The sequence below is a fragment of the Legionella lytica genome, assembly GCF_044626755.1.
Classification (GTDB): Bacteria; Pseudomonadota; Gammaproteobacteria; order Legionellales; family Legionellaceae; genus Legionella; species Legionella lytica_A.
In genome coordinates this window covers 246,856-260,563 of the sequence record NZ_JBGORX010000003.1, presented here as the reverse complement: position 1 = coordinate 260,563, position 13,708 = coordinate 246,856, and the positions used below count along the sequence as shown (strand labels likewise).

Here is a 13,708-nt window from a genome sequence, read left to right as displayed (position 1 = left end):
TAATCAAGGCTGCAGTTTTTATTATTGATTAAGTCCTTGCGGAGGCTGAAACTCTTCTCCATGAGGCAATGTGCGAGTATTTCGCGGATTATGAAAGAATGAACGTACCGACCCCCACCAAGATTGAGACGGTCTTGGCAGCTCTACGATTTGTTCCTCCTCTTCAAGTTCAACAATATTGGCAGATTCTGGATAAATCCTATCTTGTACTGCCTGAAAACTGGAAAATACACTCTTTAAGATAATGGGTAAGAGCATTAACATGCTAAACATAGTGATCAGGTTCGTTGACTCACCAAAAGCTAAATAATTGCTTAATGATTCAACGAGGGCCACCATCATTGCCAGTCCCATAAAATTACTAATCAACCCAGAGGCACTAATATTTTGGTTATCCATAGGCAATCCGACACTTTGCATGATTTCGTAGTAGGCAATCCAGAGCCAGCTTAAGTCAAACCCCACACTAAACCAATGTTGCTGATACATTTCTTTTACTGAGTCAGGACCTAAGATATTACGCATCAATTCAAAATTGATCTTCCAGCTTTTAAGCGTCAAGGCCAGCATCCCCTTCTCTTGAGAGTTAGCGGTTTCGGCAAAAAGTTGGATAAAAATGCTGTGCGGATCCGCAATATCAAATAACTCATAAAATGATTTATCCGAACTTAAAAGTCGGCGTAATTGCACATCGGTGAGATCGGCAAAAGAACCAACCCCTGGAGCCAATGAATTATCTTCTGAACAATGAGCAATTACCGTATGTGCCTCTTTCATCATTAAGACATCATTACTGCCATCACCATTAGCTATGATAAAAAATTGATTATCCTTCAGAAAGCGGGCCAAAATGCCTTTCCCTTCTGTACTCATTTCCGCAAAAATAATTACTGGGTGAGCTGATTTATCACGCGCTAATAATTTCTGGAATGCAGTCAACACTGCAGAGTTAATACCAGAAAAAATGACCGTACTCTCTGCTGGAATATGCTCTTCATCCAAAAGAATGTTATCGTTCTGCAAATGCTCTGCACGTAAAATATTAATTGTTTTAGCGTACTCAGAACATAAGACGTTAGCAATATTTTCTGCCGCTTTGGTCGTGTCCCCCGTAGCAACAAATACAGGTACCTGAATACTGCGGCAGGAACTAATAAATTGTTCAGCACCTTTTTTTACCGGATTATCGATAATAAACGTTCCATGATGTTGCATGTTCTCCAGCAACTGGGGATTATCCATGAGGAAGGATTCAATATCTTTTTTATTATCCTGATCAAAATACGCTTGCAGCTGTTTAAATTGTTTTTCATTAAGTTCTGCTCGTGCAATACACCAATCACGCGATAAAACACCCATACGCGTGTTCATGCTGTAATAATCACGCAGTAACCGGGTATTATTAAACGCCGTAGTCTTGGGAATGCCACAAAAAACCAAATGGTGACTTACACCATCACGTACCAAAGTTAAGCGCCCACCAAAATTTCGATATAAACCTAAGTGAAAGGTTTCTATTTCTTTTTCATGCTCATTTAGGAAAATATTTTTTCTAAAATGATTATTCCCGAGCACGGCAACCTGTAAATTAGATTTTTGCTTAAGCAATGAATTAAGTAATTGTAATATGGCATCTTCCTCAGGCTCCATCTCTTTCAGATTATTGGTATATGCCTGACAAAAAAGCTCGAACACTTCCGCTAATTGGGTGCCACTGGGTAGAAGACTGGGATCTTTCTTTTTCACTAAACTCTGTATTTGTGCGGACATTGCCGTAGTCCACAGCCCCAACACATTCATACCATTAGTAGTTAAAGTTCCCGTTTTATCAGAAATAATCGCCACTCCTTGAGGAAAACGATCAAGAGTATACCCACTGAGCGCATGGCATAAATCAACGATGCGCAGCGCATCAATAGTTTCTAAAGGTCTATCCCCTAGATTTTTATTTAGCCGTTTCAGTAACTGACCATTAACCATTTCTCGCAAAAATTGTTCGGAAAAAGGAATCATGGCTTGAAAAACATTAAAGGTGTATTTGGATATTTCTGCAGGCAACAAGCGTAGATCCGATTGCGTACACACCGCTAATGCGGCCGAGGCCATCAGAGAGTGGTACACACTTTTACGTTTACGATCACCGATAATCTGATTAATTACTGCGGCTTTGCGGATGTCATTATTGGATAAAAATTCATCTGCAGGTTTAATTTGAATAAAAAAATTCTTTGCCCCAAACACATTTAATTTATCCCCTACCATAACCCCTGCTTGTTTGCCATCACGAACCAAACGTAAACAAACCGTTTTATGAGGGCTATCCCATGCAGTTTTGGAACGATGCTCAATCCAGACATCCTCACCATTTTGTGCTTTCAGGTTCACACTAAACTTTTGTTGCTCAAGCTCCTCAAGAAATTGTCCTTGCTCACCTTGCTTTAAAGCAATCAGCTCTCCGGAAATTTTAACTGAGGCTAAATCAACCGCCTCATTACAAAAAACCAAATCCCCCGTACGTAATAAGTATCCCAGAACCGTAATGAAATGAGCTCCCTGAGGAGTAAATTTTAAAACCTGATACTCCTTATGATTGTATTCATAATCATCTTGAATCATTGCCTGTTGAGCTAAAGACTCTCTAATAGTGGCCGGAGTTAAATCCGCTATTAACGCAGGAGCATTACGAAATTGTCGCAATGCCCCCTCTCCCTGACGAATATTTTCCGCAATAAGACCCAGCTGAAATAAACGGGGTATTGGCATCAATTCCCTGGCCATAATATGCCCCAGTTGAAAATATAAATTACCTACAGGGGTTAAACCACTGGGAATAGTCGCCGTATCAGAACGTTGTGCGCCAAGATTATGCTGCCACTTGAGTAATTGTTTCTGCACCTTTTGCGTAAGAAAAGAAGCTCCAGCAGGCACGAATAATGTACTAGTGGCAATACTAGCAATTAATGAGTAATCCTCAGAAAATTGTTCGCTAGTCAATCGTTGGGTGCCGGTAAAGACGGAATAATACATGTAAACAATACCAACAACTTCACTGGCCACCGCGGCAGAAAATGCAGCCGTTGATTTAAAATGCCGGTCCGTAATGCGGTTTAAGGAGCTACAGCTTAAAATGGCAGCACCAAGAATAAATTTATACACAAAATCATAATTTTCACTGTCCGTCTGATATTGGCTCATACCGCGAGTCAGTAACTCGCCAAAAACCAAAGCAATCCCTGAAGTGGCAATAGGCCAGGCGTAGCGCTTGAAATTGCGCCAATCTAAGGAGTCCGCCGAAAATACCAGGCTAAGCGCTTTATAGAGCTCTTGTGTTTGGGAAAAAAGAAAATGACCAATATTTTCAAGCGTGCTGGTAATGTAATAGCTGCGGTCAGGCTCTTCATTTTGTATAAGCCCCACTGATAATGCTCTACTGGGTTGCGTTGCCTGTTTGTGCTTGCGTTGTTTATTATTGTGTTTTTCGAACATTTTATACATCCATTTATATAGTTTCTATAACGTAATAGTTCTCAAAAACACGTCGTCCTGCGACGCTTAGAGGGAAGGTTCTTGAATCGAACAGAATACTAGTCCAGAAGATCAATACAGTCATTCAAGAGCTCCTTCACTTCGTTCAGAATGACGCCCCTCACGTAAGCTATTACTCCAACACCTTCGACAATCCGAGTGTCTCATCATCATGATGAAAATAAATTATGATTTTTGGCTATTATTGTGTCAATAGCTATTTGCTAAAATTCCGTGGTCTGCAAACAACAATACAGGGAAAATCGCTGTCCGATGCGGTAGAAACGGTGGCTATTTAACCGCTTCGATAAAAATAGGTCTAGTCTCATAATAGAGTTGACCTCCATATTTACACTGGCAAATATGTTCAAATGCATTCAACATATCCGCGATTAACTCTCCCTGCTGAGCTTCAGGTATTTTTTTAATGGCCGGCAAAATTAAGATTAAATTTTTCATGTAATTAACATTAGGCAGGGCAATTCGATAGGTTTTCAAATCCATTTTAACCTGACGAAAAGGAGTTCGGTTCAATGCATTCAATACGCGATAGAAATAATTAGTATAAGGCAGCAACCTTTGAATATTGTCATTTGCGACCCCAAGATGTTGTCCCCTTTTGGCTAGCTCATACCAAATTTGTAAAATACTACTTTCAGAAAATGAGGAAAAGGTCGCATAAAATCGGCCTTCTATTTTTAAGGCTTGATAAATATTGGCAAAGGCAACTTCGATTTTAGTCCAATGCAAGCACCAAAAAGACAGAACAAAATCATACATGTACGACTGTTGATAAGTTTCAATACGTTGAACATCAAAGGAAAGATTTTGGCTCGACCAATAGTCTTTGGCATGGGCTATCATTTCTGCAGAATTATCAATAGCCTGGATTTGGCTATTTTTATAGGTTTTAGCTAAAAAATTAGAGTATTGCCCATCTCCACAACCAACATCTAAAATAGTTCCAAAAGGACGCACGCTAAAGGTACTGCGAAATTTTTCATTAATTTGCGTCTGAAAATAATTTCCGAGGGCGTATTGCTCAGGATCCCATATCACTCCGTTATTCCAAATCCAGTAAAACTTCAGCTACTATACCGTAAAGTATTAATAATTCGAGTCTTTTTCTAAAATTAAATTTTCCTGTTACAACATCCCGTATTACGCAGCGCGGATACGGGATAAGGATGCAAGAAACTAGTCCTCAACCAGACATAGTGGGAGTAGTGTTCCGTTCTTCACCGCCGAGCAAAACAAACCCCTCATCCTCATCTGGAACCTGGACTGCTGATTTAGACAAATCAGTAGTCTGTTCAGGTTTTAGAGGAATAGGTTCTACAGAGGGTTGAGAGGTCAACTCCACCTCAGGCTGCTTAGAAACAGTCAAGCCACGCAACGCACTATTTACTGAAGTAAAAGCCTTCGCCTCAATCGTTGATGCAGTTTCTTGGAATAGACTCAAACTCTGATACGCAGTGGAACTCATAACCCTGGGAACATAAATAGCAAAGGATTTAAAGCCCTCTAAAGTATGCTCAATTAATCGATGAACTTCTTTACTTAAATCTTCATCATTGAGGTCGTTTTCCTCTAAACCACGCAAACCATCTCTTAAATTAATCAACTTTTGGCTAATAACCGCACGATGACAAACATTTCCATTGCCCCCTTTATGCTGATTTCGCTCAATAGCTAAATTAAGCCACTGAATCACCCCCTCTTGAAAGTCTTTAGGATTCTCTGCATGTTTATTAATCTCTGTTGCCAATGCAGCACCCTCTCTTTTAAGAGCATAATTTTTAGGTAAAATAAGACGCAACAGCTTTTGTAAAAATCCAGGCTCTTTATTACTCTTCGTTGTTTCTTCACCTAATGTTGGTGTTAAATCAACTTCTTGTTTTTGTAAGGTAGCTAATTGACCTTTTATATTATGTAAATCACGTAATTGAACCGCAATCCTGTCCAAATGTCCTTGATCTATATGGGTTTCTGCTTGCAGAGCGTTCTCTTTTCTTTGTAATTTATTTATGGCCCCTTGAATAACCTTTTCCAGCTTATGTGCGTGCTTTTTAACGACCTCAAAAGGAGCGGGAATATCTCTTAAGGCCTGTAAGTCGTTTAAGAGATCTACTGAGGCCTTAATTTCATATAAACCTTTTATATTCTTTAAGCCATTCTCTTCAATAGTTTTTTCCCAGGCAGATACTTTAAGTAAGTTCGGTTGAGAACTAAAACGTATTTCATAGAGAGGAATAATTTGCTTTCCTGAAGGCACACAGACTTCGGTTGAGCGAAACTGAGAAATTGGGTCAATATCTTTAGATAAGGCCATGTACGAATCAAAAGGCTCTTGCGGTCGAGTACGATCATGCAGGCCTCCTTTTTTCAGTACAATTTCAGGATTACCTACAAACACTTTACATACTAAAACAACTCGGTCTGCAGGCTGCCCTGTCCCTTTTTTTACACAACTGCACATACCACTTTGCTTACATTCACTACACGTAGAAAAAGTCGCCGCTTTAGATAACTCCGATGTGAAATAAACACCTTTGCCTAATGGTCCATAACCATTCCCCTTCACATATTTGCAGCGTTCCTCATCAAAACCATTTTGCATAATCAACGAAGCAACATCCGCATTCGTGCCATGATAAAGTAACATTTCTCCTGGCTCTAATTGAATATCATCTGTCTGGATGGTCTGTAGTTCTTTGGCAAGAACCCCTGAAATCGGATCAACCGGTTTTTTTAATGCGTCATAATGTCCTTCTAGGACCGGATTAGATAATTTCTTCACTTCAGTGATGTGCGCATAGTGAGTATCACCACCAAAAGTGGGAACATCCCCCGTCATTTCTTTCCATAATTGAGCAAAAAAAGCCCCCCATCCTTTGGCATAAGCGGCCCCTAGGCGAGAAGGTTCGAAACGCATTGATACTTTTTGTCGGTCAATTGCCTGCTGACGAAATTGACTATCAAAATCTTCCACGAGCTCATGTGTAAGAAACTCCGTATGATTTATCTCTATAGGCAAGACTTGCTTGGCGCTTTTGTCCTTTAATACGGCAACTAACTCTCTTTGTGCCTCCATAGGTTTTATACCTAATACGCCTGCCTTTTTAATTGGGTTTTCTGCAATGCATTTCTTTATTTGTTCTAATTGCACGATGTTGATTGGCTTATTTGTTAAATCTAATACGCCCGTCAATGTTGTCTGTCTTAACAACTCCGCAAAATCACCCTGTAGGCCCTCATGAATAATTCGCTGAGGGTCGAGTTTTACCTCACGCAATTGTTCCATTGACGTACGTACATCGCGTGCGTGTTGTACTTTTAACTTAGGATTATTTTCTTTATCCTGTTGTGAAAATGTTTCAAATTTAACGCGTGTGCCAGTCATTTTACATAACTGAGTCGCATGAAGTAAAAAGTTCGTGGTCGCACGCTTCACATCAATTTTTGTAGGATCTAAAAATTCGCCTAACTCTTCGTCGATTTGCTCACGAACCGACTCGGTGGGAGAACCAACTTTGCAGCGTACCAAATCAGTATGATGGCTTAAATCACTTATCCCTTTTAATAAATGAGCTAAGGCTAATTTATGTTCTCCAGGTAACTTATCAACTAAATCTGGATGATTTTCTAATTTGGGCGCATGAGTTCCAATCGCAAACTTCAAAAAGTTAACTAAATCAGGATCAAAACCCATTTCCAGAGCCACAACCGCAAATAACTCGGCCGAACGTTGTGCATTGGATGGATCCTCTTTACCCGATTTTTCATTGGTGCGACCACTACGACATAAGTAAATGGCTAGTTCCAGACAGGCTTTTAATTCCTCATCATTATTAATTTCGGTAGCAATGGGGGCATATTCTTCATTGCCAAAGTTTTGGAACAAATTCAGATAGTTTTGCGCATAAATACGTTGTCTTACGGCATGAGTCGTATCATGGTTACGATGATGTAGAGTGAAATTCTCATGGGTAATATCAACGTAGCCCCGAAATAGCACAGGGACATCGAGGTAAGGTTTGTTGATGTAATTATCGGCTAACACTTGCCATATTTTGCTATTATCTCCTTCCCCAGCTAACCAGAAGTGCTTAAAGTCCTGTAACGGCTCAAGATCAACCGCCATTCTTCTCCCTAAAGTTGAGGATTTTGTTGGCAAAACAACAGGTGGATTCTTTTTAGCAACCATAACAATACTTCACTAAGTAAACTTCCATGTATTAATCATAACAAATGAAGATTAAGTAAAGATTAATACTCGCAGAAGACTTTGAATGAGGTACGATTGATTTAAAATCACTCAGGGTGAAAATACTGAAAAATACGCAAAGCCAAATACTCGCTAACCCCAGGAACTTTGCCAATTTCCTCTAAAGAGGCCTTAGCCAATTCACGGATGCCACCAAAACGGTGTAATAAAGCTTGCCTACGTTTAGCCCCAACTCCCTCAATATCTTCTAAGGAGGACTCTAAACCGCGTTTTTGTCGTTTCTTCCGATGTGCAGTAATCGCAAAACGATGTGCTTCATCACGAATATGTTGCAATAAATGTAAAGCCTTTGATTCATCGGGTAAAATTAGTTCGCGCTCCTCGTGAACTAAAATCAATTTTTCCCAGCCCGCTTTGCGCGAAGGGCCTTTAGCCACACCTAATAACAGCACTTCCGAAATATTTAATGACTCAAGTACTCGTTGGGCTACCCCAACTTGACCCTTGCCCCCATCAATAATCAGCAAATCCGGCAAAGATTGAGCTTCCAGCAAACGTTTAAAACGACGACTGATTGCTTGCTCCATCGCTGCATAATCATCACCCGGAGTAATGCCTTCGATATTAAAGCGGCGATATTCACGCGTATTAGGTCCCTCATGATCAAATACGACACAGGAGGCAACCGTGGATTCCCCTTGAGTATGGCTAATATCAAAACATTCCATTCGCTCAATAGGTTTTTTAAGGCCTAAGAACGCTTCTAATTCAGTAAAACGCGACCTCATTGTTGAATGCTTGCTCACGTACTCAGCAAGCGAAACACGTAAATTATTTACCGCAAAATCCATCCACCGCGATTTCCTCCCCCGAGGATTGATTTGTATCTTACAGGCTTTGCCGCGTTTCTGCGTCAATGCCTCTTGTAAGGGTTGATGATCCGATAAGGCATGATTAGTAATAATGAGTGGCGGGATACGCTCTGGTGTATCAAGATAATAAAAGCCAATAAAAGCATCAAAAGTCTGCTGCCATAACTCATCCATATTCAACTCGTCTTCTAAACCTTTAGTAGGCATAGAGGGAAAGAAACTCTGACTGGATAATACCTGCCCTTCACGGATGGTGACGCATTGAATACATGAAAAGCCAGGATTGACCTCAATAGCAATAGCATCAGCATCGCCACTGAGCTGCATCATCCCTTGCTGCTCTTGTACCAAGCGCAAGTTTTTAATCTGATCGCGAAGTACCGCAGCCTCTTCAAAGCGCAGCGCCTCTACCGCCTTTTCCATCCGGGCTGCCAATTCATCAAGAATTATTTGGCTTTTTCCTTGCAAAAAGCGGATCGCATCTTGAATCGCGCGCTGATAATCTTCCGGCTGAATGTAATCAACACAAGGGGCCGTACAACGCTTGATTTGGTATTGTAAACAAGGACGCGAGCGGGCATTAAAGAAACTATCCCGGCAATTACGAATTTTAAATACCTTTTGGATGGTTAAGATTGTTTCTCTAACCGCGTTAACACTAGGATAAGGGCCGAAATAATTCCCCGTTAACGGTTTTTTTTTCGAGCGATAAATTTCAATGCGCGGAAAATCGGGGTGGTCAGAAATATGAATATAAGGATAGGTTTTATCATCACGTAACAGCACATTGTATTTTGGCCGCAACGCTTTAATCAGGTTACTTTCCAACAATAAGGCTTCAGTCTCACTGCGCGTAACCGATATCTCTATGGAGGCAATTTGGCTGACTAGAGAGCGGGTTTTACTCCCAGTATTTTGTTTATTAAAATAACTGCTAACTCTTTTTTTAAGATTCGACGCCTTTCCCACATACAATACCACGCCGGACTCATCCAGCATTCGATAAATACCTGGATCGCCGGGCAATTTCGTAAGAAATTGCGCCAGCTCTTGAGCGCGATTTTGCATATTAATCTTCGGATGCTATATCAGTTGGGTTTTCGATAATTCCGTGTTTTAACGCCAGATAGGTCAGCTCAACATCATTTTTAATGCCCAGCTTTTCAAAAGTACGATAACGATATCCATTAATTGTTTTGGTGCTGAGGAAGAGTCGATCACTAATTTCCTGCACGGTCATCCCACGGGTGATCATCAACATCACCTGCATTTCTCGTTCTGACAACATATTAAAAGGCGAACCTTGTACATCCTCTAAGCTGTTAATCGCCATTTTCTGGGCAATCTCAGCACTCAAATATTTTTCACCTTTAGCAACTTTACGTATTGCTGCAGCCATTTCTTCGGCTCCAGACTCTTTAGTGAGGTAGCCCATGGCTCCTAACTGTAAAACACGAGTGGGCAATACATCAGAACACATCGCAGTAACGGCAATTACTTTCACATGAGGATTAGATTTTTTTAAACGGCGGGTTACTTCCCAGCCATCAATGCCAGGCATTTTCATATCGAGAAGCACGACATCAGGACCATGTTGTTTAACCAATGCTAAAGCCTGCTCACCGCTTTCAGCGTCAGCAACAACATTTACATCCGACAAATCTTCAAGTAATCGTCGAATTCCCATTCTAACCAATGCATGGTCATCAACAATTAGTACTTTAATCAAATAATGCTCCTTGACGTACAGCCAACGGACAACGCATGTCTGCCGATGTTATCAAGACTATCTCTGCATTACAATACGCTTTGTCCATAGATTCAGTAAAATCATGTGACGGGCGAAAGATAAAAAAACCATCTATTTAAGGATTGTTCAACTTAACAGGCCCTTATATGAATGTTTGGATTACCTGGATCCACCTCAAATAATGGAGGAAACTCCCCTAATTCGCGTGTGCGTTCTAACAGTTTGCCAATATCAGAGAGAACAAAGTCATACAGTACCTGATAGTTATCAATCACGAAATAGATAGGCTGCAGTCTATCGATCCGATAAGGTGTGCGAAATGCAACGATGGGGTCAAAATAAACGCGCAGTGGAATATCACTTTCAACACTGTACACGGTTTCGCTAATAGAGGAAAGAATCCCTCCCCCATAAGCCCTTAAGCCTTTAGAACTGCTAATTAGGCCAAATTCAACAGTATACCAAAACATACGTTGTAACAAGGGCCAATCTTCTTCAGGAAAACTAAGTACTTTACACGCGTAGTCATGGACAAAATCGGCATAGATGCTGTCGGTTAACATAGGACAATGTCCAAAAATCTCGTGGAAAATATCTGGCTCTTTTACATAATTTAATTCTTCTTCGGTACGAATAAATGTTGCAACAGGAAAATGTTTATTTGCCAAAAGCTCAAAAAACTCTCGTGCTGAAATCAATGCAGCAACAGGTGCGACCTGCCATCCTGTTTTTGCCTTAAGTTTCTGGCTCAAATCGGGCAATTGAGGGATGCTTTGAGAAGTAAGGCCTAAGGTTTGCAACCCAGCAATAAAGGCCTCACATGCCCTATTTGGAATTAATTTTATTTGACGCTCAAACAAAATATTCCAAACCTTATTTTCCTCAGCCGAATAATTAACATTTCCCTGAGCATCAGGAACATGTGCAACATAGCGGCTTGTAAACTCCATACTTTCTCCTTACTCATCTAGTGATCGTCATTCCAAGATGACGTATTCATCTAATTATATTATGTACTACGAAACTGATTTGTGCCGCACTCGATTGCAATCTAGTTTTGGCATAAGCTTGCCAATTCATAACCATCTCATTTATTAGGCAATCTGCGCACAAAAGTCAACAACTATTATAGAATTTTCAAAATATACGCTACACTCGGGAGGTGAATTAGCATTCAAGGAGCACTCACATGACCATAGCCATCTTGGCAACAGGCGATGAAATCGTTCATGGAGATACATTAAATACGAACGGCCATAATCTAGCCCATGCCCTGAGTACCGAAGGTTTATCCTTAGGTTTTCAACTTTCGTGTAGTGATAAAGAACCAGACATCATTACCTGTTTACAGTTTTTAGCCGCAAATCACGACATTATTATTATTATTGGTGGGCTTGGGCCAACTACTGATGATCTCACTCGTTTTGCTTTAGCAAAGTTTACCGGGGTCGAATTAGTAGAACATAGCGAAGCCCTGGAGCATATTAAAGCGCGCTTGCAACATATCAAAATCCCTTTGAATCCAGGAAATCGTCAACAATGCCTTTTTCCCGCCGATGCGAAACTCCTCCCCAACCCCAATGGGAGCGCCGTAGGTTGTTATTATCGCTGGAACGATAAAACTTTTATTCTCCTCCCCGGACCTCCTCGCGAATGTTTGCCGATGTTTAATGACTATGCATTCCCTCTGTTGCAAGAAACATCGCACAGCCAAAAACAAATCCTGAAATGGAAAGTGTTCGGTTTAGCAGAAAGTGAAATTTCCCAAACATTGGAAGAAGCATTAGCCGCAATTGATTGCCAAACAGGCTATCGTTGGGAGTCGCCCTATATTGAATTCAAAGTGCGTTGCCGGCCCAATGTGGCTGAACAAATCAAAGCCTTTGTCGACCCCATTGTGCAACCACATATAATCAGTGCCGTAGATAAAAAAGCATCTGACACCTTACGTGAACTCATTAGCGCGCGCAATGAACCAATCACCATTATTGATGAAGCAACAGGAGGCTTATTGCAAAATATTTTAAGCAAACCTGGTCTACACCATTTAGTCAATTTTAATGGATTACAAAGAAACAAGCCTTATTTCCACATTTCAGGCTTAGATGATTATTGGCATAAGAAAGCGATAACCGGAACAACGCAGTTAACGATCCATTATCACGATGGAAAAAATGAAGGGACGGAAATGTATACGATTCCCTACCGCACACCCTCAGTACGAGAACATGCGGCAGAATGGTCAAGCTTCAGGATTGTTCAGATCATCAATCAATTGCATCAATGAATAACACAGTTGCTGAGTTCCTTGACCGCTGATTGCGGAAATGGTGAATACCTTATCCTTCCAGTTCAGGCCATTAATAATGGCCTGAATGCGCTCATTACGACTTTCTTCATCAGGCAACATATCAATTTTATTGAGCACGAGCCAACGTGGTTTTTGCACTAATTCAGGATTGTACTCAGCCAATTCATGGATAATTGCCTTCGCCGAAGCTATGGGATCACTTTCATCTAAAGGAGCCACATCGATCACATGCAACAACACGCAAGTACGAGACAAATGCTTTAAGAAACGATGCCCTAAACCGGCGCCAGTAGAAGCTCCTTCAATAAGCCCAGGAATATCAGCCATAACAAAACTTTTATGCGAAGAAACACTGACCACACCCAAACCTGGATGCAATGTAGTGAAGGGATAATCAGCAACTTTCGCCTTGGAGCTGGAAACAGCACGAATCAAAGTCGATTTTCCAGCATTGGGCAAGCCAAGTAGGCCCACATCGGCTAAAACACGCAACTCAAGACGTAAATGTCTAGACTCTCCAGGACTTCCGGGGCTGGTTTGACGTGGAGCACGATTCACACTGCTTTTATAACGGGTATTGCCTAAACCATGGAATCCCCCTTGCGCAATGAGTACAGGAACCCCTACTTTGCTAATATCACCAAGTAATTCGCCACTATCAACATCATAAATCAGCGTTCCCACAGGAACTTTAATGATTAAATCGTCACCTTTTTTACCGGAACAGTTTCCGCCCATACCGGGTTGGCCGTTTCCAGCCTTATAGTGGCGCATATAACGAAAATCAATAAGGGTATTGAGATCATTACAGGCTTCGAAATAAACGCTGCCCCCATCACCGCCATCCCCACCATCTGGACCACCACGAGGAATGAATTTTTCGCGTCTGAAGCTTAAGCAACCACTACCACCATTACCGGCATCAACCTTAATAAGTGCTTCATCAACGAATTTCATGACATACCTCAAAATAAAAAGAAAACTCTGTTGTCAGAGACAGGGAGCATTTGTGAGCGAGCTGT

Annotated in this window: 8 protein-coding genes; 1 reads left to right on the top strand and 7 read right to left on the bottom strand. The window is 41.0% G+C overall.

The genetic code is table 11. The annotated features are described in order from the left end of the window. Positions 1-21: 21 nt before the first annotated feature. The 6 genes from ACD661_RS10860 to phhA all read right to left on the bottom strand — a co-directional run bounded on the left by ACD661_RS10860 (position 22) and on the right by phhA (position 11,325). Positions 22-3,486 (bottom strand): HAD family hydrolase, encoded by a 3,465-nt coding sequence (locus ACD661_RS10860; protein ID WP_400187876.1) that lies wholly within the window; start codon positions 3,484-3,486, stop codon positions 22-24. Between the two features lie 330 nt (positions 3,487-3,816). Further along, the gene (locus tag ACD661_RS10855; RefSeq protein ID WP_400187875.1) at positions 3,817-4,584 is read right to left on the bottom strand and encodes a class I SAM-dependent methyltransferase; all 768 of its coding nucleotides are present in this window, start codon (positions 4,582-4,584) and stop codon (positions 3,817-3,819) included. A 145-nt stretch (positions 4,585-4,729) separates the two neighbouring features. Then, complete coding sequence (locus ACD661_RS10850; protein ID WP_400187874.1) at positions 4,730-7,669, bottom strand: SidE phosphodiesterase domain-containing protein; 2,940 nt, start codon at positions 7,667-7,669, stop codon at positions 4,730-4,732. Positions 7,670-7,839: 170 nt separating this feature from the next. Beyond that, positions 7,840-9,693 carry an excinuclease ABC subunit UvrC gene (gene uvrC / locus ACD661_RS10845; protein ID WP_400187873.1) on the bottom strand — a complete coding sequence of 618 codons (1,854 nt, stop codon included), beginning with the start codon at positions 9,691-9,693 and terminating at the stop codon, positions 7,840-7,842. A 1-nt stretch (position 9,694) separates the two neighbouring features. Further along, positions 9,695-10,354 carry a two-component system response regulator LetA gene (gene letA, locus ACD661_RS10840; protein ID WP_400187872.1) on the bottom strand — a complete coding sequence of 220 codons (660 nt, stop codon included), beginning with the start codon at positions 10,352-10,354 and terminating at the stop codon, positions 9,695-9,697. Between the two features lie 152 nt (positions 10,355-10,506). Then, entirely contained in the window at positions 10,507-11,325 is an 819-nt protein-coding gene (phhA, locus tag ACD661_RS10835) for a phenylalanine 4-monooxygenase (RefSeq protein ID WP_400187871.1), read from the bottom strand. A 239-nt stretch (positions 11,326-11,564) separates the two neighbouring features. On the opposite strand from phhA, the gene ACD661_RS10830 reads away from it, so the two are divergent. Next, positions 11,565-12,662, top strand: a complete 1,098-nt coding sequence (locus tag ACD661_RS10830) for a competence/damage-inducible protein A (RefSeq protein ID WP_400187870.1) — start codon at positions 11,565-11,567, stop codon at positions 12,660-12,662. On the opposite strand, the gene cgtA is transcribed toward ACD661_RS10830, so the two are convergent. Further along, positions 12,618-13,643, bottom strand: a complete 1,026-nt coding sequence (gene cgtA / locus ACD661_RS10825; protein ID WP_400187869.1) for an Obg family GTPase CgtA — start codon at positions 13,641-13,643, stop codon at positions 12,618-12,620. The two genes, ACD661_RS10830 and cgtA, sit on opposite strands and share 45 nt — an antisense overlap. Between the last annotated feature and the right edge of the window lie 65 nt (positions 13,644-13,708).

Bases quoted from the DNA above. Each gene is read 5' to 3' on its own strand.
- ACD661_RS10860 (WP_400187876.1), bottom strand. From the start codon at position 3,486: ATGTTCGAAAAACACAATAATAAACAACGCAAGCACAAACAGGCAACG.
- ACD661_RS10850 (WP_400187874.1), bottom strand. From the start codon at position 7,669: ATGGCGGTTGATCTTGAGCCGTTACAGGACTTTAAGCACTTCTGGTTA.
- uvrC (WP_400187873.1), bottom strand. From the start codon at position 9,693: ATGCAAAATCGCGCTCAAGAGCTGGCGCAATTTCTTACGAAATTGCCC.
- phhA (WP_400187871.1), bottom strand. From the start codon at position 11,325: ATGGAGTTTACAAGCCGCTATGTTGCACATGTTCCTGATGCTCAGGGA.
- ACD661_RS10830 (WP_400187870.1), top strand. From the start codon at position 11,565: ATGACCATAGCCATCTTGGCAACAGGCGATGAAATCGTTCATGGAGAT.
- cgtA (WP_400187869.1), bottom strand. From the start codon at position 13,643: ATGAAATTCGTTGATGAAGCACTTATTAAGGTTGATGCCGGTAATGGT.